The 23382-nt window shown below is 29.2% G+C and carries 25 protein-coding genes and 1 pseudogene; all 26 read right to left on the bottom strand.

From position 1 onward, the window contains the following. Positions 1–12: 12 nt before the first annotated feature. Positions 13–738, bottom strand: a complete 726-nt coding sequence (locus I2A75_RS09670; protein ID WP_195264271.1) for a FliA/WhiG family RNA polymerase sigma factor — start codon at positions 736–738, stop codon at positions 13–15. A 14-nt stretch (positions 739–752) separates the two neighbouring features. Further along, a complete protein-coding gene (locus I2A75_RS09665; RefSeq protein WP_195264270.1) occupies positions 753–1394 on the bottom strand; it encodes a flagellar brake domain-containing protein in 642 nt (213 codons plus the stop codon). Positions 1395–1404: 10 nt separating this feature from the next. Further along, positions 1405–2268, bottom strand: coding sequence for a MinD/ParA family protein (locus tag I2A75_RS09660; RefSeq protein ID WP_195264269.1), 864 nt, complete (start codon positions 2266–2268; stop codon positions 1405–1407). Next, positions 2262–3413, bottom strand: a complete 1152-nt coding sequence (gene flhF, locus I2A75_RS09655) for a flagellar biosynthesis protein FlhF (RefSeq protein ID WP_195264268.1) — start codon at positions 3411–3413, stop codon at positions 2262–2264. Before flhF ends, I2A75_RS09660 begins: the two co-directional genes overlap by 7 nt. Continuing rightward, on the bottom strand, positions 3413–5473 hold the full coding sequence (flhA, locus tag I2A75_RS09650) for a flagellar biosynthesis protein FlhA (RefSeq protein WP_195264267.1): 2061 nt from the start codon (positions 5471–5473) through the stop codon (positions 3413–3415). The genes flhF and flhA overlap by 1 nt, the downstream gene beginning before the upstream one ends. Positions 5474–5490: 17 nt before the next feature. Beyond that, the gene (locus I2A75_RS09645) at positions 5491–7335 is read right to left on the bottom strand and encodes a fused FliR family export protein/FlhB family type III secretion system protein (RefSeq protein ID WP_195264266.1); all 1845 of its coding nucleotides are present in this window, start codon (positions 7333–7335) and stop codon (positions 5491–5493) included. A gap of 14 nt (positions 7336–7349) precedes the next feature. After that, a complete protein-coding gene (gene fliQ / locus I2A75_RS09640) occupies positions 7350–7619 on the bottom strand; it encodes a flagellar biosynthesis protein FliQ (RefSeq protein ID WP_035285706.1) in 270 nt (89 codons plus the stop codon). Positions 7620–7628: 9 nt separating this feature from the next. Further along, positions 7629–8402 carry a flagellar type III secretion system pore protein FliP gene (gene fliP / locus I2A75_RS09635; RefSeq protein ID WP_195264265.1) on the bottom strand — a complete coding sequence of 258 codons (774 nt, stop codon included), beginning with the start codon at positions 8400–8402 and terminating at the stop codon, positions 7629–7631. Between the two features lie 13 nt (positions 8403–8415). Then, positions 8416–8769, bottom strand: coding sequence for a flagellar biosynthetic protein FliO (locus I2A75_RS09630; RefSeq protein WP_195264264.1), 354 nt, complete (start codon positions 8767–8769; stop codon positions 8416–8418). Positions 8770–8803: 34 nt separating this feature from the next. Continuing rightward, positions 8804–9250 carry a flagellar basal body-associated FliL family protein gene (locus I2A75_RS09625; RefSeq protein WP_195264263.1) on the bottom strand — a complete coding sequence of 149 codons (447 nt, stop codon included), beginning with the start codon at positions 9248–9250 and terminating at the stop codon, positions 8804–8806. Position 9251: 1 nt separating this feature from the next. Then, the gene (locus I2A75_RS09620) at positions 9252–9992 is read right to left on the bottom strand and encodes an OmpA family protein (RefSeq protein ID WP_195264262.1); all 741 of its coding nucleotides are present in this window, start codon (positions 9990–9992) and stop codon (positions 9252–9254) included. Continuing rightward, positions 9992–10798: a motility protein A gene (locus I2A75_RS09615; protein WP_195264261.1), complete on the bottom strand. Its 807-nt coding sequence runs from the start codon at positions 10796–10798 to the stop codon at positions 9992–9994. The genes I2A75_RS09620 and I2A75_RS09615 overlap by 1 nt, the downstream gene beginning before the upstream one ends. A 16-nt stretch (positions 10799–10814) precedes the next feature. Further along, on the bottom strand, positions 10815–11006 hold the full coding sequence (locus tag I2A75_RS09610) for a flagellar FlbD family protein (protein ID WP_195264260.1): 192 nt from the start codon (positions 11004–11006) through the stop codon (positions 10815–10817). 132 nt (positions 11007–11138) lie between these two features. Further along, on the bottom strand, positions 11139–12998 hold the full coding sequence (locus tag I2A75_RS09605) for a flagellar hook-basal body complex protein (protein WP_243242138.1): 1860 nt from the start codon (positions 12996–12998) through the stop codon (positions 11139–11141). Between the two features lie 252 nt (positions 12999–13250). After that, positions 13251–13763 (bottom strand): annotated as a pseudogene (locus I2A75_RS17990) (flagellar hook-basal body complex protein); the annotation flags it as partial. Between the two features lie 88 nt (positions 13764–13851). Then, positions 13852–14238 carry a TIGR02530 family flagellar biosynthesis protein gene (locus I2A75_RS09600; RefSeq protein WP_195264258.1) on the bottom strand — a complete coding sequence of 129 codons (387 nt, stop codon included), beginning with the start codon at positions 14236–14238 and terminating at the stop codon, positions 13852–13854. Between the two features lie 36 nt (positions 14239–14274). Further along, on the bottom strand, positions 14275–14967 hold the full coding sequence (locus I2A75_RS09595) for a flagellar hook capping FlgD N-terminal domain-containing protein (RefSeq protein WP_195264257.1): 693 nt from the start codon (positions 14965–14967) through the stop codon (positions 14275–14277). 12 nt (positions 14968–14979) lie between these two features. Beyond that, entirely contained in the window at positions 14980–16488 is a 1509-nt protein-coding gene (locus I2A75_RS09590; RefSeq protein WP_195264256.1) for a flagellar hook-length control protein FliK, read from the bottom strand. Positions 16489–16505: 17 nt separating this feature from the next. Then, positions 16506–16937 (bottom strand): flagellar export protein FliJ, encoded by a 432-nt coding sequence (gene fliJ / locus I2A75_RS09585; protein ID WP_195264255.1) that lies wholly within the window; start codon positions 16935–16937, stop codon positions 16506–16508. Between the two features lie 14 nt (positions 16938–16951). Next, positions 16952–18262, bottom strand: a complete 1311-nt coding sequence (fliI, locus tag I2A75_RS09580; RefSeq protein WP_195264254.1) for a flagellar protein export ATPase FliI — start codon at positions 18260–18262, stop codon at positions 16952–16954. A 15-nt stretch (positions 18263–18277) separates the two neighbouring features. Beyond that, complete coding sequence (locus I2A75_RS09575; protein WP_195264253.1) at positions 18278–19036, bottom strand: FliH/SctL family protein; 759 nt, start codon at positions 19034–19036, stop codon at positions 18278–18280. Further along, the gene (gene fliG, locus I2A75_RS09570; RefSeq protein ID WP_195264361.1) at positions 19020–20036 is read right to left on the bottom strand and encodes a flagellar motor switch protein FliG; all 1017 of its coding nucleotides are present in this window, start codon (positions 20034–20036) and stop codon (positions 19020–19022) included. Before fliG ends, I2A75_RS09575 begins: the two co-directional genes overlap by 17 nt. Before the next feature lie 4 nt (positions 20037–20040). Then, on the bottom strand, positions 20041–21603 hold the full coding sequence (gene fliF, locus I2A75_RS09565; protein WP_195264252.1) for a flagellar basal-body MS-ring/collar protein FliF: 1563 nt from the start codon (positions 21601–21603) through the stop codon (positions 20041–20043). 21 nt (positions 21604–21624) lie between these two features. Further along, positions 21625–21927, bottom strand: coding sequence for a flagellar hook-basal body complex protein FliE (gene fliE / locus I2A75_RS09560; protein WP_195264251.1), 303 nt, complete (start codon positions 21925–21927; stop codon positions 21625–21627). Positions 21928–21936: 9 nt separating this feature from the next. Continuing rightward, on the bottom strand, positions 21937–22341 hold the full coding sequence (flgC, locus tag I2A75_RS09555) for a flagellar basal body rod protein FlgC (RefSeq protein WP_195264250.1): 405 nt from the start codon (positions 22339–22341) through the stop codon (positions 21937–21939). Positions 22342–22343: 2 nt separating this feature from the next. After that, on the bottom strand, positions 22344–22739 hold the full coding sequence (flgB, locus tag I2A75_RS09550) for a flagellar basal body rod protein FlgB (protein WP_195264249.1): 396 nt from the start codon (positions 22737–22739) through the stop codon (positions 22344–22346). Positions 22740–23382 lie beyond the last annotated feature (643 nt).

Genomic DNA, 23382 nt, shown 5'->3' with positions numbered 1-23382 from the left:
ATAAATTACTTTCTATATATAATTTATTTTTTGCATTACTACTCTTAAATTTCTTATTGCTCTGCTATGTAACTGACAAACTCTAGATTCTGAAACTTCTAAGATTTGTCCAATTTCTTTTAGTGTCAACTTCTCATAATAATATAAATTTAAAATAAGCTTGTCTTTATCTTTTAACCTTTCAATTGCTTCTGCGAGAATCTCTAATTTTTCTTTATACTCTAAAGATTCCTCAGGAGAAATAGAATTTTTGTCTTCTAAGGTTTCCATTATAGTTACATCATCATCGTCTGAATAAATTATAGATTCTAAAGACATTATAGACATGTAGTTAATATAATTTTCAACTTGAGAAACTTCTTCCACCGATATATTTAATTCTAGAGCAATTTCTTGTAAACTTGGATCTCTCATATATCTATTTTGAAGCTTTTCAACACATTCATTATATTTTGCTAATTTATCCATAGCTCCTTTTGAAATAGGTCTGCATTTTCTTATTTCATCAATCATAGCTCCTTTGATCCTTAAAGTTGCATAAGATGAAAACTTCATCCCTTTCGTTGAATCATATCTATTAATTGCATCTAAAAGCCCAACAATTCCGTAGCTCACTAAATCCTCATATTCTATATACTTAGTTTTACCGAGCATAACTCTAGAAGCCAAATATTTAACTAATGGTATATACTTTTCGACTATTTGTTCTTTATGAATTACAGGGCTTTGACATTCCATATTAATGACCTCCTCTAAATAAGTTCTCTTTGCTTTCTCATTATTGTAAATACAGTTTTAATAATTTTTTCTCTAGTTCCACTATCTATATCATCAAAATTTATACCACATATATATTTTTTATCTTGTGCTTTATCGACCCTTATAACTTTTCCTCTCACAGATATTTTTTCGTTATCGTATGTTAAATTTGCAATTATAATATCTGAAACTTTAATTTCTTCTTTTATCTTAATTCGCATACCTCCACCACTTAAATCAAGAAGCAATGCATGCTCATACTTTTCTTCCCCACTAATATTTGCTTTTAACTCTTCTTCCTTTATATAATTGATAATTTGTACAACATTGACTCTTACGTAGTCTCTTCTTTGAATTCTTGTTACATCATAAGGTTTACTTACTCTATAAAATGGTATATCTTTTTCTATAACTCGACCTAAAACCTTGTTCTTATATCCAAATACATTTCCTTTATCATCATAAAAAATCTGCTCTATTTCATTTCCATCTTTTAATGTTAAATAAATACCATCACTTACCGGAATAGTTATTAGTATTTCATCATCCTTTATATCTTGAATCGAAGATTTATACATACCTTCTTCCCATAAAACATCAATTTTGCAATTTATACCAAGTTCTAATTTTGCCATGACTGACCCCCTAAGAAAAAATATTAAATAATTTTTTAAACAACCCTTGAGCTCCTGCTCCCATAGTTTCTTTTTTTTCACCTATAATTTTTTCGGCTATAGTTTTTATACATTTAGCTGCATCGCAATTTGGATATCCTATTACAAATGGAAGCTGTTCTCTTACAGACATTATAAGTTTTCTGTCCTCATATACAACTCCTAAAAAGCCTACATCTATCTTTAAAAATCTATTAACTGCCATTTTGAATTTCGAAAAAGTTTGATCTCCTTCTTTTTTTTCTAATATCTTATTAACTACTATACTTGCCCTATCCTTTATTTTGAAATGATCTACTGCTTTTAATAAACTATATCCATCTGTTAATGATGTTGGTTCTGGAGTCGTTACTAATATTACTTCATCAGAACATGCAATAAAAGCCAAAACGCTTCTACTTATTCCTGCACCTGTATCTATAAAGATATAATCAAATCCCTCTAACATTTCTATCTTTTTTAAAAACAAATCTCTTTGATTTTGCTCTAAATCCTCTATATTATTGAGACCACTTCCACCTGGTAATAACTTAACTCCTTCTGGACCATTAACTATAATATCTTCCATTGTTAATTTACCATTTATTAAATCTAAAACACTATTTCTAGGATATATTCCCATTAATACATCATCATTTCCCATTCCTATATCAGCATCAAATATTAATACTCTTTTTCCCTTCTGTACTAATGTAATTGCTAAATTAACTACAAAATTGCTCTTACCGACTCCTCCCTTACCTGATGTTACTGTAATAATTCTAGGCTTTCCTTTTTGCTCCTCTAGGGCTTCACCTCTTGCTAGTCTCCTTAAGCTTTCAGCTTGATCTAACATATAGTTTCCTCCCCTAGAATAAGTCTTGAAATTTCACTTTTTAAAGGGATTCTAATATCATCTGGAACATTTTGACCAGTAGTAATATATGCTATAGGCTTTTGTGCTTTCTTTATAATATTGTACATACATCCATATGAGCTAGTTTCATCAAGTTTAGTTATTATCATTTTTTCATAGCCAATTTCACTATATCCATTGATTATTGTTTGTATATCTCTATTTTTCGTTGTTCCACTTATAACCAATGCTATATGATCAGCATTTACTTTTTGAATAAAAGCTCTAAGTTCTGAAATCTGCATAGTATTTTTGCTACTTCTACCAGTCGTATCAATTAATATTACATCACAATCTTCTAGCTGATTAACTGCAAATTCCATTTCCTTTAAAGTTATAACTACTTTAAAAGGGATATTCATAATTTCCGCATAAGTTTTTAATTGCTCTACAGCACCAATTCTATATGTATCTATTGTAATTAAACCAACCTTCTTTTTTTCAATTAATGCTAATCTTCCTGCAAGCTTAGCTATAGTTGTGGTTTTTCCTACTCCTGTTGGCCCTACTAAAACTACTTTACCATTTAAGCTTGCAGTACAAACTTCAATTTCATTCTCTAGCAAACTTTTAAAGTATATTTTAAATTCATCTAAATTATCATACTTATTCATTAATATTTCTTTTATTAGTTCATCATCAATATCAATATCTTTTAAATATTCTAATACTAAGTCTTTTTCCTCTTCTTTGTTAGTATTTCTAATAACTTTATTTAACAAATCTTTGATTTCTTTTACTTCTTCTTTTATATTATCTGCATTTGTTAAAGCTGCTTCTTTATTAATCTGTTGACCTTTATCAAACTTTGTATCTTTACTATCATTTATTATCTTGTTAATACTGTCTAGTGAATCTTTAAAATCTATATCATTTTCATTTCCCATATTTAATTTACTCTTTTTATCTATCTTGTTATTTTCCAAAGCTGCTGTTACTTCAATAAGCTTAGGTCTAAAATATCCCTTAACACCTGATTCTCTTACCTTTCGTTGACTAATTATAATAGCGTTTTTACCTAGCTCATACCTTATTCTAGTTAGAGCTTCATTCATATTTTTAACTAAGTATTTTTTAATTACCATTACAATGATACAACTCCTTCAGTTCTTATTTCTACGTCATTTGGTATCTCATTTAATGATATGACCATCACATGTGGAAATACCATTTCTATAAGCTTTCTAAATACAGGTCTTATATTAGGTGATACCAATATAACTGGTTGATTATTGTAAAAATATACTCTATCAAGAGTATCTCTTACACTCTCAAGTATTCTAGTAGTTGTATCTGGATCAACTGCTGGGAATGATCCTTGCATAGATTTTTGAGTATTAGCAGATATTATTTCTTCTATTTGTGGAGATAAAGTAACAACTGTTATACTTCTATCTTCATCTATTACTTGATTACAAATTGTTCTTGCTAATGCAAATCTAACATACTCAGTTAAAAGTTCTAGATCCTTTGTAAGTCTTGAATTATCTGCTAAAGATTCCATTATTGTAACCATATCTTTTATTGGAACTTTTTCTCTTAATAAATTTTGTAATACTTTTTGAAGCTCTCCTATTGTCATTAAGTCTGGTATAAGTTCCTCTACAACTGTACTATATTTTTCTCTAGTATTATCTACTATTAATTGAACCTCTTGTCTTCCAAGTAATTCATAAGAATGAGATTTTATAGTTTCAGTTAAATGGGTTACCATTACTGTAGTTGGATCTACAACCGTTAAACCTTTTATTTCTGCTTCTTCTCTTTGATCTTTATTTATCCATACTGCTGGCAAATTAAATGTAGGTTCAATAGTTCTTATTCCAGATATTTGAGAATTCTCTCCAGATGGATCCATACAAAGTAACATATTTGCCATAAGCTCTGCTGAGGCAATAACAGTTCCTCTTATCTTTATTACATACTCATTTGTTTTTAATTGAAGATTATCTCTTATTCTTATAGGTTGTACAACAACTCCCATTTCAATTGCACATTGTCTTCTAACTGAAGCAATTCTTTGAAGTAAATCTCCACCTGTTGATTCATCAGCTAAAGGAATTAATCCATAACCTATTTCTACTTCCATAGGTTCTACAGAAATTAAACTCATTACATTTTCAGGCTCTTTTCTTTCCATTTCTGTATACTCTTCTTCTACCTTTGCAAGCTCAGCTTCTTGATTTTTCTGATCTTCCTTTATTAAAAGATATGTAGCAACACTTCCTGTAACAGCTGCTAATAAAAATGGAATCTTTGGCATACCTGGTATTAAAGATAAAAAGAACATTACTGCAGAAACTATTCCAAGTGCAACAGGGAATGCAGTAAGTTGTTTGCTAAATGTTTTACCAAAGTTATCAGAAGAACCTGATCTAGTTACTAATATACCTGATGCTGTGGATATTAATAATGCTGGTATTTGGCTAACTAACCCATCTCCAATAGTGAGTCTTGTGTATAATTCTCCAGCTTGTGTAAAGCTCATACCGCTCATTACTCCAATAACAATTCCTGCTACTATATTAATTAAAGTTATTATTATCCCTGCTATAGCATCTCCTTTTACGAACTTAGACGCCCCATCCATAGATCCATAAAAATCTGCTTCTGATTGTAAGTCTTGTCTTCTTTTTCTTGCCGTTACTTCATCAATTATTCCAGCATTTAAATCAGCATCTATACTCATTTGTTTACCTGGCATAGCATCTAAAGTAAATCTTGCCGATACTTCTGAAACTCTTCCTGCACCGTTAGTTATTACTACGAATTGTATAATTACTATAATTAAGAAAATTATTATTCCAACGATATAGTTTCCGCCTATAACAAATTCTCCAAAGGCTTCGATTATACTTCCTGCACTACCTTCACTTAATATAAGCCTTGTAGATGATATGTTAAGGCCTAATCTAAAAAGTGTTGTTACAAGTAGTAGTGTTGGAAAGACTGATAATTGTAATACATTTGTCGTAAACATAGTGATCATTATTACTACAGCTGAAAGTGTAATATTAAATGCTAATAAAATATCTAATATTATCGGTGGAAGAGGTATTATTATCATAAGTACAATACCCAATACACCAAAGGCTACTAATATATCTGTGTTTTTCTTCAAATTAATTTTATTATTTACAAGCAACCTTATCCCATCCTTTATTATCTAGTACGTCTTTTTTTCTTATCTAATTTAAATACCATAGCTAAAACTTCTGCTACAGCTTGATACATATCTTGTGGAATTTCTTTATCAATTTCTACAGATTCAAATATCATTCTTGCTAAAGGCTTGTTTTCTATTATTGGTACTTTAGACTCAATAGCTTTTTCTTTTATCTTTATAGCTATCGCATCTGCTCCCTTAGCTACAACCTTAGGTGCTTCCATCTTACCTTCCTCATATTTTATTGCAACAGCTAAATGAGTAGGATTTGTAATTACAACAGTAGCATCACCAACTGATTGCATCATTCTTCTTTGAGACATTTCTCTTTGCCTTTGTTTTATTTTAGATTTAATTTGAGGATCTCCCTCCATTTGTTTGTATTCTTCTTTAATTTCTTGTTTAGTCATTCTAATATCCTTCTTGAAAAGCATATATTGAACAACATAATCTATAATTGCAATTACAACTAATAATATACATATTTTCACAAATATACCTACTATTAAAGATTTAACTTCTCCCCCCAAAGTAGGTAAATATAAATTTCCAATTTGCATTATCTTATCAAAGTTATCTCTTACATATGAATAGGAAATGTATATCACTATTGAAATAAGAATTAAGTTTTTTATTAGTTCAACTAAAGCTTTTTTAGAAAACATATTCTTAAATCCATTAATCGGATTTAGCTTTCCAAATGAAGGCTTTATAGCATCCTTAACTACTAAAAATCCAGATTGAATTAAGCTTGCAGCAACTCCAGCAATCATTATAGGTAAAATAACAGGCATTATTACCATTGCTGCTTTGCTTATAATAAGAGTATTAATACCTTTTATGCTATTTTCAGTAACTTCCATTGACCCCATATCTCCTAGAAAATAAACTACATTATCCTTCAAGGAAGATACTATAAATCCACTTAATGTAACAATAACTAATATAGTAGCTATCATTGTGATTGCAAGACCAATATCTTTACTTCTAGCTATTTGCCCTTTTTTTCTAGAATCACTTTTCTTCTTTGGCGTAGCTTCTTCTGTTTTTTCATCTGCACCAATTAAAAAAATTAATGGAACAGTTGTCATTATTTTTCTGAATATATCTGGTAAATAACTTATACTACTAACAAATAACTTTATTATAATTGGCAGTGATACCGATATTGCAATTATCCCAACCAGCATTTTAACTGGCATACCAAGTATCATCACATTTATTTGTGGGACAGCTCTTGAAATAAGTCCCATACAAAGATCTGTTAATATAATTATCAATACTATTGGTATTGCAATTTTCAATCCTATTACAAAATACTTTGCTATAACTTCTATAAGTACCATCATTGTATCTGGATACATTAAACTTTTACCCATCGGTAGTATTATAAAACTCTCTATAAGCAATTTAATAAGCATATGATGTCCATCTACTACAAAGAAAATCATTAATGCTACATAATGAAGCAAATTACCACTTATAGTCGTACTCGTTTTACTATTTGGATCTATTGTATTAACCATACTCAACCCTATATGTACATCTATTAAACTCCCTGCCATAAGTACTACTTCAAAAGCAATATTAGAGATTAATCCAAGAACTAATCCTGTTGTGACTTCTGAAATCATATAAATAACTAAATAATAATTGCTAGTTATTGAATTTATATTTGAATAATCTATTCCTCCAAGTAATGCAAAGGAAAATATGAAAGAAAACATAGCTTTTAATGTTTTCGGTGTTCCATTTGGAAAAAATATATTAGTTATAGCAAAAAATGCCGTCACTCTTAAAAATATTAAAAACAGGGCTAAAAAGTAGGCTGTATCTATCATACTTTACCTACCCCCTAAGTAGATATCTTAATAATAAGCTCAAATATTCTTTCTGTAAAAGATACTAGTGTATGTAACATAAAGCTTGATAACATTAGTCCTACAGCTGCAATTCCTATAAGTTTTGGAACAAAGGTTAATGTTTGTTCTTGTATTTGAGTGGTTGCTTGAAATATGCTTATTATTAATCCAATTAAAATTGATACTATTAAAATAGGTCCTGCTACCTTTAATGATGTATATAATGCATCTCTAACAATTCCTATTATTAAATTTTCACTCATACATATCACCTACCCTCCAAAGCTCATTATCAATGACTTAACCATTAAATACCAACCATCTACCATTACAAATAATAATAATTTAAACGGTAGTGCTACCATAACAGGTGGTACCATAAACATTCCCATTGACATAAGTACACTTGCTACAACCATATCTATTATTAAGAAAGGTATAAAAAGTAAAAATCCTATTTGGAAAGCTGTTTTTAGTTCACTTATTGCAAAAGCTGGTATAACAACAGTTAATGGAATATTATCTCTTGTTATTTCTTCTTTATCTAATTTTGATGCTTCAACAAATAACTCTAAATCTTTTTGTCTTGTTTGCTTTAACATAAATTCCCTTAAAGGCTTGCTTCCAGCCTCCATAGCTTCATTTTGTGTTATAGTATTTTCCATAAAAGGCTTAAATGCATTGTTATTAATCTCACTATACACTGGTTGCATTATAAATATAGTTAAAAATAATGCTAATCCTATAAGTATTTGATTTGGTATAGATTGTTGCGCTCCTAATGCATTTTTTAAAAATGAAAATACAACTATTATTCTTGTAAAAGATGTCATCATTATTATTATTGAAGGTAATAATGTTAAAATAGTTAGTATTATTAACAATTTTATATTGTCAACATAATTTTGAGGAGAAGTAGATTCACCACCTACCGAAATATTAACGTTTGGTACATTTATAGGCTCAGCACTTACGCATTTATCAAAGGTGAATATTAACGTCAATGCTATTAGCATCATAAATAAATATTTTTTCTTTTTACTCATACTTATCTTCCTTTTAGTTATATTTATTCTTAAGTTTATTTACTTTAGATTTTAAACCTTTAATAGCTACTTCATATTGCTGATTAATCTTTTCTTTTTCTCTTCTTTTCTCCTCTTCTAAAAGCAATATATCTTCCTCAGATATTTCATCTATCTTTTCAGTATTATTATTAGACGAACTCATTATATAACCTTTTTTACCAATCCTTACCACTACTATTGATGTATCTTTAGATATTTGAACTCTTTCTAATATTTTTACATATTTTCCTTCATTAAACCTGTTAAGTCTATTTCCACTTATTTTAAATACTAAATACATAAGTCCCAGTACTACAATAAGTGCAGATATTAGTCTAACTATCATAAACACTAAATCCATCTTTTAACTCTACTTCCTTCTATTGTACTATAATATCGCTTATATATACATCTTTTAATATACCTGACTTTAATTTTTGATTCATTCTAGCTACAATATCACCTTTAATAACTGCTTCATTTGCTGGCTCAAAGTCTTTTGCCTTACAGGATTTTATATAGAAATTAGCTACATCTCTAAGTACTACTTTTTTATCTTCTATTTCTTTAGTTAAATCTTTATTATTTTTGTCATAACTTATTGAAAGGTTAAGCTTAATATATCTATTTGATCCTCCATCACTTAAATTAACAAATATTTCTCCAACTTCAAAAAAAGCTTCTTCCATAACAACTGGCTGTGAGGCATTATTTTTATTCATAAAGTAATATACTCCCCCAAATGTCCCCCCACCCAAAATTGCTAGAATAGCAATTATTATAATTAATTTGCTACCCTTTTTTTTCTCTTGCTTGCTTTCAGCCATTTTATTCTTCCTCCTTTTCAGTTGTCACAATTAAAATATCAACTCTTCTATTTTTAGCCATATTTTCATAAGTATCATTAGCTGCTACTGGATGGTACTCACCATATCCTGCCGCACTAAATCTTGAAGGATCTTGTCCCATTACTTCTATAAAATATTTAACTACATTAACTGCTCTATCAGCAGATAATTCCCAGTTCGATGGAAACCTACTTGTATTTATAGGTCTATTGTCTGTATGACCTTCAACTAATATTAAATTATCTATAGATGCTAGAAGAGAATTGATTTTATTAAGTACTTCTTTACTTTCTTCTCTTAAATCAGAACTTGAAGTTTCAAATAATACGTTATCTCTTAGCTGTATTATTACTCCTCTTTTATTATCGATTATATCTACTACAGATTCTAATCTATTTTCATTAACAAATTCTTTAACATTCTTATACATTTTTTCTTGTTCTGTTAAGGACTCTCCACCCTCTATATTATCATCCGTTTCTCCGCCAATTAAAGGTACTTCACCATTATACATGTTATATTCCATTATACTGTCACCACTTTGCCCACTCATCATTGATACAAAGGCATTAGAAATACTTTTTGTTTTTTCAGCATCAACAGTAGCCATTGAATATAACAAAACGAAAAAAGTAAGCAATAAAGTTACAGTATCAGCATAAGTTGCCATCCATTCATCGCCTCTTAAGCCATCACCTTTATTCTTTTTCTTTCTAGCCATTAAATAACAACTCCTTCACCATTTTCAATGCTGTTATTTAAATATTCTAATTTTTCTTTAGGAGGTAAGTATGTTATTAGCTTTTCTTCCACAATTCTTGGATTTACACCTGATTGTATTGCAAGTATTCCTTCTAAAATCATTTCTCTTTCTCCAGCTTCCTTTGCACTCTTTTGTCTTAAGTTAGAAGCAATAGGATTGCAGAAAATATTAGCCAAAAGTGAACCATAGAATGTAGTTATTAAGGCTTTTCCCATACCAGATGCAATATTAGCGACATCTGTTAAATTTGCAAGCATTTGAATTAATCCAATTAAAGTCCCTAGCATACCAAATGCAGGTGCATAAGCTCCCCAAGCAGCGTAAATACCTGCTCCTCTTTCATGTCTATTTTCCATTTCACCAATTTCTAACTCTAATATTTCTCTTATTGTTTCTGGCTCAATACCATCTACAACCATTTGTAATCCTTTTTTCATAAAAGGGTCTTCCATTTCTGAAATATCATCCTCTAATGATAACAAGCCTTCTCTTCTAGCCTTTTTAGAAAGATTACCAAATCTTACAATTATATCTTTTCCTGATGATTTATTTTCCTTAAAAGCTTGTATGAAAAGCTTTCCCATATTTTTCACTTCTTCTAATGAATATGTTATTAAAAGAGCTGATAAAGATCCTCCTACAGTTATTATTACAGATGCTAAGTCCCAGAAAATTTTAAGACTACTTCCAATAAGCATTCCATAAATCATTAATACTATGCTTAATATTAAACCCACTGAGGTTAATATGTCTGACTTTTTCATATAATATTGCCTCCCATTATAATCTATAAGTAACAATCTTATTTTTGTATCTAATTACTTTTTCTACTATCTCTTCTACACTTTCAAGCACAATATACTTTTTACCATTAGTTAATGTAATTAAAGTTTCAGGAACCTCTTCTATTTTCTCTATATGATCTGCATTTAAAATAAAATCTTTATTATTCATAGCTGTTACATTAATCATTTAATTCCCCTCTTCACTATAGTAAATTCACTTTAGTAGATGTAAAATACTTTTTCGTAATTTACTTATATAGTTAGACTGCTTTGCTCAGTTTATTGGATCAACTGAGCATGAGCAATCTATTTTGTTTTATTATCTCTTTAAGTTAATTATATCTTGAAGAATTTCATCTCCAGTAGTTATCATTTTTCCTGATGCTTGGAAAGCTCTACTTGAAACTATCATATCTGTAAATTGTTCTGATAAATCTACATTTGACATTTCAAGCATTCCTTGAAGATTATCTCCATACCCTTTTGAGTTATCATCATTTAAAGTTCCAACACCACTCTTTATAACAGCATCTCCTGAGTTAACTGATGAACTATAAAGATTTCCTCCAAGCTTAGTTAAACCTTCTGGGTTCTTAAAACTTGCCATGGCTATTTGTCCAAGTGCCGCTACTCTACCATCTTCAAGTACTCCATTAATTACACCATTTTTATCTATGGTATAAGTTTTAACTCTAAGTTCTGTATCTGTACCTGGTACTTTTACCTTGTCTGGAATCTTAAGAGTTTTTAATTCTCCATCATATGATTTAAGATTTTTTGTTGCATCTATAAAGTTAATACTTCCATCAGTATTCATACTTTCTATTGGAGTTCCTCCATTTGTTTCTTCTGAAACAACGCCTCCAATTTCCATTGGTTTTCCTGTTGAAGTTATTCCTTGAGCTATTCCTTTTCCTTCTAAAGCTCTAGTTAAAGCATCTTGTATATTTTTAGCTGTAATAGCATTTGTAGTTACAAAATCACCATTTATAGTAATTGTCTTTCCTTTTTCATCAATTGTAGCTGATGTCTTAGTACCAGGTGTTATTTGTCCAACTTGGAATTTGTATCCATTCAACGCTGCTCCAGCATCAAATGTTAATTCAACACCACCAACAGTAATTTTGCCTGGTGCCTTATCAACCTCTCCACCTTCAATATTATCTGAAGTTAATCCAGTGTAAGGTTTTGATGTTCCAGATACCTTTACTTTCTCACTTGTACCTAACTCTGCATTTAACTCTGCATTTATCTTATCCTCTAAATCTCTTGCTGCAACTTTTTTAGTAAAATCACCTTTAATAACTAATTTATGATTATTTCCACCTGAAGCTGCTACATATTCTACTGATAATCCTGGTTCATTAATATCTGTAATTTGAAACTCTAAATTATTTAATAGTGTTCCTGCTGGAAGTTCTACATTTAACCCAGCAATATTTAACGCTTTTGGAGATGACGCTGTTACACCATCTTGGAACTTAATTTTATTTGTTACATTTGCTGAATTAACAACTCCTGAAACTGTTAATTGAGTCTTAACTCCATTAGCTTTTAATGAACTATTTAGCTTAGATTGTAATTCTGTATCAGTAAATTTAGGTGGTGTAGTATTAAAATCACCATTAATAATTATGTTTCCATTTTCAACTACTACTGTAAGTGGGGTACCTACTGAACTTTCTCCTATAGAAATAGTATAATCATTAAGTTCACCATCAGTTACTCCAGTAAAAGTAAATCCACCAACAGCTTTAGCTGCACTTCCATCTTTTGCATCTACTATTTCAGCTGGAGAATTTACTTTACCTGAATCATCTGTCCCACCACTTATATTACCCAAAGTTGCAGGAGTTCCTGTAACTTTTGCTTCTTGTGTGATTCCTGCACCTTTAAACTTACTATTTAACTCATCTTGCAAATCTGCAGAATTAAATGATTTATTTAAAAAATCTGCATTAATAACAATTTTCTTTCTTCCTTTTTCTATATTAACTTCTAGTGGATCTTTTGATATTTCTCCAATTTCAAAACTATATCCATTTAAATCACTACCTTCGTTAAGTTGGATAGTAAACCCAGATATAGTAATAGCTTTAGGTGCTAATGCATCTGTACCACCTACGACTGCTGATGATCCTAAACCTTCAAAGCTAATAGGCTTTCCACTAACAAACATTTGTTGGGATATTCCAGCAGAAGAAAGTCCTTTATTTACTGCTGATTCTACTTGAGCTGGTGTTAATGCTCCTGCTCTAGAAAAATCTCCATTTACTACTATTAGTTTTTCAGCCTTATTAACATCTGCAGATGTAACTGTTCCTGGTCCAACAGATCCTAGAACTATTTTATATCCATTTAATTGTGATCCAGGTCCAAATCTAAAGTCTAATCCCGCTGTGCTTACTCCATTAGGAGCTTGTCCTGTTGCATCTTGTGAGCTATCATCATTTGTTAATGAATAACCCATAACTCTAAATCCATCACCAGTTAATAAATTCCCTTGCTCATCTAGGATAAATGATCCATCTCTACTATACATTATTTCGCTTCCAGAATTGCTTAATGACTGAGCAGTTATATTATGCGCCCCAGCCCTATGATTTACTTCTAAAGTTCCATCATAAATTGATGGTCCTTTACTTACCATAAAGAATCCATCACCATCTATTGCAACATCTAATTGTCTTCCTGTAGGTTGCATCATACCTTGTGTCATAACAGAATCTATACTTGCAAGTTGAACTCCAAGCCCAACTTGGCTAGCATTTACTCCACCTTGATTGTTAGATGGTGCCATAGCATCTGAGACATTTTGACTTAGCATATCACTAAATCTTGCTCTTGATGATTTAAATGATGTAGTTCCAACATTTGATATATTATTTCCTATAACATCTAACTTAGTTTGATTAACTTTCATACCGCTTATACCAGAATACATTGATCTTAACATAAATTGACCTCCAACCCTTTATTTTTTCTTGCATCTGTCATTCAGCAAGAATCAAGCCTCCTAAAATAGGTCCAGCTTATAAAATTACAACACTATCAACATTTGTAAATACATTTTCCTTAGCTCTTTCTTTTTCAATTGCTGTTATTACAGTTTTATTTTCTATACTAGCTATTAAAGCTACATCTTTGTATATCATTACAGAATTTTTAGAGCCTTTATCTTGTGCCATTTTGAATCCTTTTGCAATTTGCTCCATATCTTTATCCGTAAAATTAATTTCTTTTAATCTGTCTGCTGCATGTTTTGATAGTGTATATTCTTCACTACCTTTATTTATAGCTTCATTTAAAATGTCATTAAACTTACTTTTATAGTGATTATTTTTTCCATTTACACTTTCGTTTGGTAACTGAAAATTACCTACAGGATAAGCTTTTCCATTTATAACTCTAAAGCTCAAAAAATCACCTACTTTAATAATTTAATTATTTACTTCTTACTCTTCCTCTAGCTTTATTTCTTCTCTACTATTTGAAGCTTTAATTATCTTGTCATAAGTAAATTCTTTTATTTCATCCGAATCATGTAACTTAATTCTTACCTTAACTACACCTTGGTCCTTTAGTACACCTAAAACTTCTCCAGTAATATTATTTTCTTTTGAATCCTTCTCACTTAATTCAACATGTTTTCCTATAAATGAAGAAGCAACTAAAAATGACATATTACCATTAATATTATTAATTGATGGTAACGAATAATCAGGAACATCTAAAACAGTAAGCACATCTGTTATATCAAAGTCCTTATAAGAATTAGTTCCATTTTCATTAACTTCCACAGAAATCGTTGTTTTACCTGATGTAGAAGTTACAGATTTCACAATTCCAGTATAAGGATTCCCTGCATTATCAACACTCTTTAAAGTTACCCCTTTACCAACCATTGAATTATTTGCATAACTAGACATTGTGCTATTTAAATTTGTCATTTGCTCCATTGAAGCAAATTGTGCCATTTGAGTAACATATTGAGTAGAATCGTTATTTCCCATTGGATCCATATTAGACAACTCTGCAGATAATATTGTTAAAAATGCATTTTTATCCATATCTTGTCCAGGTTTAACTATTTGTGTTCCTCTATCAGTTGCTCTAGTACCTGTATAGCTATTAATAACATTAGACACTTAGTTTTCCCCCTATGCTAATAAATTTACATTACTTTCATTAAGTAATTCTTCTTTAATTTCTTCGTCATCAATAAATATAGGATTATTATTATTATCATCTCTGCTTTGCTGATTTCTAAAATTATCTGATGAATTTTCTTTTCCATTAAAGAAAGTAGTATCTTCATTATATATTCCTATATTTACTTCTTGAATTTTAATATTTTGATCTACTAAACTTTTCTTTATCTCATGTAAATTAGAATTTAATAAATTATAAGTTTCCTTAGAAGTTGCTTTTATCTCGGCTCTCATTATTCCTTCTTCTGAAAGGATTTTAATAGTCATTTCTCCTAGCTCTTTAGGATAAATTTTAACTTTTAATTCTTGAACAGCATTTTTCATCATAAACTTAACATTTTTTATTACATCTAAATCTAATGTTTGCTTATTTACAACTATTGGTTCTTTTATTACTTCTACATTATTTTTATTAAATTTATCATAATAGCTTAATACTTTTGAAAATGATCCTTTACTATCATTATCTATTATCTTAGAAAGTATTTTATCTTCATCATTATTTTCATCTAAGGCATTTTGTTTTAATGAATTATTATAATTTAGATTTTTATCTTTATTTGAATTCTTATCCAATGAGTTAGCCTTATTATCTACAACATTATCATTTACAATTACTCTTGTATTACTAGTACTTTCTTCTATAATATTATCTTCATTATTTACTTTTTGTAATATCAAAGCACTTAATATTTTAAGCTTGTCTTTCTCTTTAATACTAGAAGATATTTTTTCTATAGATTCTTTTGGTAATAATTCTAATAAAGAAATAATTTTATTTGATAACTCACCCTTATAATCCTCTATAGTATTACTCTCAAAAGTATTTAAGTTTATGTCTTCTAAAATACTATTAGTTGACCCTTTTAAATCTCTTAGTAAATCCTTAATATCAATATTATCTGAATTATTATTGCTTTTGCTTAGTAATTCTAGAGCTTGTAAAGGATCTGCTATTTTTGTATCCTCTTTTGAATTAAATAATGTTAAGAATAAATTTTCTATATTATCTAAGCTAGAATTATTTAAACTATTAACCTCACTATCGGTAGTAATTAAATTTTCATTACTTAAATTTTTATTTAAAAGTCTAGATAATAATATTAATATTTCACTTAAAGCATCTATATCAGATTCGCTTTTTATAAAATCCTTACTTTCTATAAAATTCCCACTATCTATTAATTCTTCTATTTTATTAGCTACCTCTGATAATATATTTTCCACATTATCTTCATTCTCAGAAATCTCATTTTTACCAATATAAGTTTTATTATTTTCTTGTACTGATGTATTATTTGCTAAACTCTTTGAATTATCATTTTCAACTTCTTTATTAAGATAATCTTTAAAATCTGAATTTACCTTTTCTTCTTTTTTAGATTCTTCTTTCTTTGAGATAGTTTTTATATCCTTTAACTTATTATCTAAATCAATCAGAATTTTTGTATTTATCACTCTTTACTCACCTCCTTTCAATGCTTTCTCATGTATGCATATAAAGCAAGTTCGTCATTAAATATTTGATCTTTTCTTTCTTCTTCTTTATAAAATTCTAAGGATTTTCTTTCTTTTAATATATCAACAGTTTTTCTTTCTATCTGCTTTTTCAATAAATCTTCTCTTCTTATATCAAGTTCTTTTAATTTTATAGTTAAATCTTTTTCTGTTTCTGTAATTCCTTTATCTAAAGCAAATAAATAGTTTCTTTTAATTTTTTGATATACAAGGCTTTCGCCTTTATTTATTCCACTGTATTTATCATAATTAAATTTAAGATTATTTAACTTTTCTTCTGTTTTTTGTTTTTCTCTTTCAGTCTTAGTAAATAATCTTTTGCTTTCTTCTTCCTTTTCTGTTCTTATTTCAAGAAGTTTTTCTAATCTAAATTTAAAATTTCCCGACATTTTGAGCCTTCCTTTTAATTTCTAAACATAGAAATAAGTTTTTCTAAAGAAGTGTTAAAATCAGATTTTTCTTCAATTCCTTGTTTTAAATAGCCATTTAATCTATCATTATATTGAATTGATAAGTCTATCTTTTTATTACTTCCCTTTACGTAAGCACCTAAATTTATTAAATCCTCAGCATCTTTATATGTTGCAAGTAAATCTCTTCCCATTGATGCAGCTTCCTTATGAATATCAGTAGCAATACTAGGCATAAGTCTACTAATACTATTCAAAATATCTATAGCAGGATAATGATTCTTATGTGCTAAAGCTCTTGATAAAACTATATGTCCATCTAATATACCTCTTACAGCATCTGCAATTGGCTCATTAAAATCATCACCATCAACTAAAACTGTATAAAAAGCTGTTATAGATCCTTTATCAGATGTACCTGGTCTTTCCATAAGTTTAGGCAATTTAGCAAATACAGATGGTGTATATCCTTTTTGTGCCGGTGGTTCTCCTATGGCCAAACCAACTTCTCTTTGTGCCATGGCAAATCTAGTTACCGAATCCATCATCAATATAACTTTTTTCCCTTTATCTCTAAAATATTCTGCTATAGCTGTTGCTGTTAATGCACCTTTAATTCTTATTAAAGCTGGTTTATCTGATGTTGCACATACAACAATAGATTTTTTCATACCTTCCGGACCTAAATCCTTTTCTATAAACTCTAAAACTTCTCTTCCTCTTTCTCCAATTAAAGAAATTACATTAATATCGGCTTCAGCCTCCCTTGCTATCATTCCAAGTGTAGTACTTTTTCCTACGCCAGAACCAGCAAATATACCAATTCTCTGTCCTTCACCTACAGTTAAAAATCCATCTATAGCTCTTACTCCAGTTGGGAGAATTTCTGTTATTCGCCTTCTTGTTAATGGATCTGGAGGTTGATTTTCAAGAGGATATCCTTCCCCTTGAAAAATCTCATCCCCTTGAAGTGGATTACCTAATCCATCAAGTATTTTGCCTAGTAAATCATCTGAACACCTTACCTCTAAAGGTCTTCTTTCTGGAACTACTCTACATCCCGGAGATATTCCTATAAGTTCTCCTAGAGGCATTAAAAGTACTGCATCTTCTCTAAACCCAACTACTTCACATTTAATTGGTTGATTTTCTAGATTATATATAGTACAAAGTTCTCCAACAAAAGCTTTAACCCCTTGAACTTCGATTGTTAATCCTATTACTTGTTTAACTGTTCCTTCTAAATAGCAAGTATTTACTTCTTTAATTTTTCTATTTAATAAATCAAAATCTACATTTATCATATTTTCACCTACTTACTATTTAAATAAAGCTTCTTCAAGTTTTTCTAATCCAATATCTAACCCAATAATAGCTTTCCCTGTATTTTTCTCGACTATGGCATTTCCATTTTCCATTAAAGGATCTTCAATAATAAATATTTCACCTTTTATTGCATATACTTTTTTAAAGTAATCAACTTTATCTTCAATTGCTTTTACATGAACTGTATTACATTTTATTATTATATTTTCTTCACCCTTAGCTTCATTTAAAACTTCTTCTAATAAAGGCAATATACTTTCAGGTTGTTGGAACTCTTTTCTAACTATTATAGATGCCATTTCAAAAGCTATATTTATAATATCTTTTTCTTTCAGTTTTAAATATTCTCTATATTCATTATTTGCAGATTCTAATATTTTTTCTGACTTTTTTATATTTTCTCTTACCTTTTCTTCAGTTTCTAACTTAGCTTTTTGTAATCCTTCTTTATATCCATCTTCAAAACCATTTTCTTTGCCTTGTGCATACCCTTCTTCATAAGAAGTTTTTTCAATTTCAACAGCAGTTTTTCTACTTTTCATAAGTAGTGCTTCTGCTTCTCTTTTAGCCTTTTTTATAATACTGGCTCCTAAGCTCTCATAGCTTTTTCTAATTTCTGCTTCAATAGATTTCATATCTTTTTCTTTATTCTCTTCTACAACTTCTACTTTACTTACATAATTAGTTTCTATCTTTTTTTTAGAAACTTCTAAAGCAGAGTCACTTTTTATAAGATTATAGGATAATTGCATCTTCTCCACCTCTTGAAATTATTATTTCTTGAGCATCATCTAATCTTCTTATTATTGAAACAATTTTTTGTTGTGCTTTTTCAACATCCATAAGTCTAACTGGACCTAAGAATTCCATATCCTCCTTAAGTGAAGCTGCTGCTCTCTTAGATTGATTTCTATAAACACAATTTGCAACCTCATCTGAACATCCTTTAAGCGCAAGTGCAAGTTCTTTTCCATCAACTTCTCTAAGAATCCTTTGAATAGATACATCATCAAGAGTAATAATATCTTCAAATACAAACATTGAGCTTTTAACAATATCTGCAAGTTCTGCATCTTCTCTTTCTAAGCTTTCAGTAATATTCTTTTCTGTAGTTCTATCAACTTGATTTAAAATATCTACCAAAGTTTCAACTCCACCAAGTGAAGTCATTTCACTTCTAACAACAGTACTTAATTTACTTTCAAGTACTTTTTCAATTTCTTTAATTACCATTGGAGAAGTATTGCTCATAGTTGCTATTCTATAAGCTACTTCACTTTGAGTATCTTCAGGTAATTCAGCTAAAACTTGTGCAGCCTTATCTGGTTGAAGATAACATAATATCAAAGCTATTGTTTGTGGATGTTCATAGCTAATTACATTCAATAGTTGATGAGCATCTGCCTTTCTTGCAATTGAAAATGGCCTATATTGCTGAGTTGCTTCTGTAACCTTACCTAAAATTTCATTTGCTCTTTGAGTTCCCAAAGCCTTTGATAATAAAGTTCTTGCATACTCTATTCCACCTTCTATAATATAATCTCTGGCCTTATTCATTTCTAAAAATTCATCTAGAATAATCTGTCTTTGTTCAGCCGTAACAGACGATATATTAGCAATTTCATACGTTATCTTTTGTATTTCCGGTTCTGGAAGCTTCTTCAAAATTGCTGATGAGGCTTCAGGCCCAAGTGTTATAAACAATATAGCTGCCTTTTGTACTCCGTTTAATTTTGCTAAATCTCTTGCCATATTATCACCTCTCATTCTCAGCTAACCAGGATTTTACTATATCTGCTACTTGATCTGGTTTTTCAGTTGCATATTGCTTTATTTCATTTTCTATATGTGCCTTTGGATTTATAGTTTCAAAATTAATTGAAGACATAGTTTCAGTATTCTCATTAGTTAATCTGTCATCTATAACAACATCTAATAAGTTTTCTTTATCTTCTTTATTATTTTTAGATTTCCTTCTTACTAAAATTAAAATTACTATTATAATAATAAGTCCCAATAATCCTAAAACTGAATAAATTATCATTTTATTTCTATTTTCTTTTGCTAATAATTCATTTATATCATCAAATTCCTTTTGTGCTTCTTCCTTTGTCACTGGATCGAAAGTCATACCAACTACTGATACACTATCTCCTCTTTCCGTATTAAGTCCAATTGCATTAGCAACAGATTTTTCTATAGCTGTTTGTACATTTCCTGCTATATTCCCATCAATGAAAACAGAAGCAGTTAATCTTTTAACTTCTCCTGGAGCACTTATAGTTTTAGTTTCTGTTTTTCCACTTTCATAGTTAGTGCTTACCTCTTCTCTTGAAGAATTATTTCCTGTGCTACCATCATCTATAGTATTTCCCATGTTATTATCTACAGGACCACCGCTATTTTCTCCTGTGCCTGTTCCATTATTTTCTTTTATAGTTTGCTGGCTAACAATAACCTTATTAGGATCTATAGTTGTTTCTGTTTTTTGCTTAGAATCAAAATCTAAATCGACATTTACAGAACTTTTAACTTTATTTTTCCCTACTACAGGTTCTAAAAGATCAATAATTGATTTTTGTATGTCTTCTTCATATTTTTTTTCTAAATCAAATTGTTTTTCTATAGTTTCAGAGCTTACTTCTGTTCCATCTGAATTATTTAAACCTTTAGTTAAAAGATTCATATTATCATCTATTACTTCAATATTCTCCTTAGGGACATTTTCAGTACTTCCTGAAACTAACGCAACAATCGATTCCACTTGTTCTTTACCTAACTTATTACCCGGAACAAGTTTTAAATAAACAGCTGCCTTTCCTGGTTCCTTATCTTCTACAAAAACAGAATCCTTTGAAGGTGTTATATGTACTCTTACTGTATCAATTTGAGGAAAACTTTTTATAGTTTTTTCTAATTCTCCTTGTTGCATTCTTAATTTTTTTAATTTAAATTCTTCATCAGTCATTCCAAATGAGTTTCCAGTATCCATTAATTCATAACCTTTACTTCCATCTGAAAGTTCAGGAGCTAATTCAAGCCTTAGCTCATCTACTGATTCCTTTGGAACCATTATTGTTTCACCTTCAATTTTCATATCAACTTTTTTCTCTTTTAATTTATTTGTTACAAGTTGTGCATCACTTGCATCTAAATTAGAAAACAAAACCTTATATTTATTAGCCGAATTGTAAAAAAATAAAGACCCTATAGCAATAATAAATGTAACCAGCGCTGCTATTATTGCAATTCTTATTCCTTTACTAAATGACTTAAACTTCCCCCACAGCTTACTGAAGCTTTCCTTAAGCTTATCCATTAATAGCACTCCTTACCATAATTACAATTGCATTCTTGTTAATTCTTGTACTGCTTCAACAACTTTATTTCTTACTTGAATTGCTAATTGAAGTGACATTTTAGCTTCCTCCATGCTTAGCATCATTTCATGAACTTCAACATCTTTTCCTGAAATAAAATCATTTGTCATATTATCTGCATTAATTTGTTTCTCATTTAAATTATCCAAACTATCCTTTAAAGCACTTTGAAAATTCTTTTCTGAAGGGCTTGTCTTAATATTATTGGTATTAATATTGCTTTCAAAAATCTTTTCACTTGGAATAAAGTTATTAACTATCATAATTTATTTCTACCTTCCCAACTCTAATGTTTTAGTAAACATGCTTTTTGAAGCATTCAAAGTGTCTATATTCGCCTCATAAGATCTAGAAGCTGATATTATATCAGCCATTTCATTAAGTAAATTAACATTTGGCATAGTAACATACCCATCTTCATTTGCATCTGGATGAGTAGGATCATAAACACTTTTTAGAGGCGACTCATCATCAACTATTCCAACAGCTTTTACTCCATTAAGTTTTTTTGCCTCATCTAAATTTTCTTGAAACACCGCAATTTTTCTTACGTAAGGTTTACCATCTTCTCCTCTAGTTGTAGTTGCATTAGTTATATTAGATGTTATCGTATCCATCCTCAACCTCTCCGCCGAAAGACCACTTGCACTTATTCTCATAGTATTAAATATTCCCATCCCTATCTACTTCCTCCTGATATAACACTCTTAGTCATATTTAATTTTGAATTTGCTTGAGTTATTAATGCATTATACATTAATGTGTTTGCTGCTTGATTTACTTTTTCTAAATCCATATCAACATTATTTCCATCAGTTCTCATACTAGTACTTTTATCTTGTTTAACACTAATTAAAGAATTGTTTAATTCTCCATTTAAATGCCCTTTTTTAGTTTTCTTTAAAGAAAACTCTTCAGTTGCTTTTGTTAGATTATCTTCAAAAGAAACATATGATTTCTTAAAATCCTTAGTATTTATATTTGCCATATTATTTGCAATTACTTTTTCTCTTAATGCAGATGCATCCAATCCTAATTTTATAAATTGCATTGAACTATCATTATTTATATTCATAATCCCTCTCCCTACAACAACATTCTTCAATTCTCAAGTTTAATTTACAAACAGCTACTTTTATTTCTTTTTCTTAATTAGGTTATTTATGAAAAATTCACCATATTTCTATTATAGTTTAATATGAATTATTTTTCTATAATAATTTCATTAAAAATACCCATTATATTTTTATGAATTTTTTAATTTCAGCAATTCAAATCTTATTTTTCGATTATTTTCTACATAATATCTTAATATTTTTCTTATCATTTAAAAATTCATTATATTTAACTATAGAAAGCTAAAAAAAATAGAAAATTATTTTAATATTTATGTCGATATTATTTTAAAATATTTGTTGAATTATATTTAATAAGAAATTAAAATTATTTTATTTTTTCACCTCTTTCTTATATTTGAGAAAACATTGTGCAAATTTAAGTTTAATTCTGCTGTTTTGTAAAATATTTAATATACAAATTCTAATTAATAATTAATCATAAATTAGGAAACCTTTTTATGAATATTTACATAAAAAACCTTTTAGATAAATAAAAATAACAACTTTAAAGGGGCTCGCGTTTTAAACTGATACCTATAGACTAGACACTTAAATAAAAGGGTTTATGGCTATAGGTATTTTTTATATAATTAAATAAAT

Source organism: Clostridium sp. 1001275B_160808_H3, from assembly GCF_015550425.1.
In the GTDB taxonomy this organism is placed as follows: domain Bacteria; phylum Bacillota; class Clostridia; order Clostridiales; family Clostridiaceae; genus Clostridium.
Note: the sequence above shows the minus strand (reverse complement) of the source record. Positions and strands in the feature narration are given on the sequence as shown.

Excerpts from the sequence above, each read along its gene's own strand:
- I2A75_RS09660 (WP_195264269.1), bottom strand. The coding sequence starts at position 2,268 with ATGTTAGATCAAGCTGAAAGCTTAAGGAGACTAGCAAGAGGTGAAGCC.
- I2A75_RS09665 (WP_195264270.1), bottom strand. The coding sequence starts at position 1,394 with ATGGCAAAATTAGAACTTGGTATAAATTGCAAAATTGATGTTTTATGG.
- fliF (WP_195264252.1), bottom strand. The coding sequence starts at position 21,603 with ATGGATAAGCTTAAGGAAAGCTTCAGTAAGCTGTGGGGGAAGTTTAAG.
- flhF (WP_195264268.1), bottom strand. The coding sequence starts at position 3,413 with ATGGTAATTAAAAAATACTTAGTTAAAAATATGAATGAAGCTCTAACT.
- fliP (WP_195264265.1), bottom strand. The coding sequence starts at position 8,402 with ATGAGTAAAAAGAAAAAATATTTATTTATGATGCTAATAGCATTGACG.
- I2A75_RS09615 (WP_195264261.1), bottom strand. The coding sequence starts at position 10,798 with ATGAAAAAGTCAGACATATTAACCTCAGTGGGTTTAATATTAAGCATA.
- I2A75_RS09610 (WP_195264260.1), bottom strand. The coding sequence starts at position 11,006 with ATGATTAATGTAACAGCTATGAATAATAAAGATTTTATTTTAAATGCA.
- I2A75_RS09575 (WP_195264253.1), bottom strand. The coding sequence starts at position 19,036 with ATGCAATTATCCTATAATCTTATAAAAAGTGACTCTGCTTTAGAAGTT.
- fliQ (WP_035285706.1), bottom strand. The coding sequence starts at position 7,619 with ATGAGTGAAAATTTAATAATAGGAATTGTTAGAGATGCATTATATACA.
- I2A75_RS09645 (WP_195264266.1), bottom strand. The coding sequence starts at position 7,335 with ATGATAGATACAGCCTACTTTTTAGCCCTGTTTTTAATATTTTTAAGA.
- flgC (WP_195264250.1), bottom strand. The coding sequence starts at position 22,341 with ATGGGAATATTTAATACTATGAGAATAAGTGCAAGTGGTCTTTCGGCG.
- flgB (WP_195264249.1), bottom strand. The coding sequence starts at position 22,739 with ATGAATATAAATAATGATAGTTCAATGCAATTTATAAAATTAGGATTG.
- fliI (WP_195264254.1), bottom strand. The coding sequence starts at position 18,262 with ATGATAAATGTAGATTTTGATTTATTAAATAGAAAAATTAAAGAAGTA.
- I2A75_RS09630 (WP_195264264.1), bottom strand. The coding sequence starts at position 8,769 with ATGATAGTTAGACTAATATCTGCACTTATTGTAGTACTGGGACTTATG.
- I2A75_RS09625 (WP_195264263.1), bottom strand. The coding sequence starts at position 9,250 with ATGGCTGAAAGCAAGCAAGAGAAAAAAAAGGGTAGCAAATTAATTATA.
- fliE (WP_195264251.1), bottom strand. The coding sequence starts at position 21,927 with ATGATAGTTAATAACTTTATTCCAAGTGAAAAGATTTTTGAAAGCAAT.
- fliJ (WP_195264255.1), bottom strand. The coding sequence starts at position 16,937 with ATGTCGGGAAATTTTAAATTTAGATTAGAAAAACTTCTTGAAATAAGA.
- I2A75_RS09670 (WP_195264271.1), bottom strand. The coding sequence starts at position 738 with ATGGAATGTCAAAGCCCTGTAATTCATAAAGAACAAATAGTCGAAAAG.
- fliG (WP_195264361.1), bottom strand. The coding sequence starts at position 20,036 with ATGGCAAGAGATTTAGCAAAATTAAACGGAGTACAAAAGGCAGCTATA.
- I2A75_RS09620 (WP_195264262.1), bottom strand. The coding sequence starts at position 9,992 with ATGGCTAGAAAGAAAAAGAATAAAGGTGATGGCTTAAGAGGCGATGAA.
- I2A75_RS09605 (WP_243242138.1), bottom strand. The coding sequence starts at position 12,998 with ATGTTTGTTAGTGGAAAGCCTATTAGCTTTGAAGGTTTAGGATCATCA.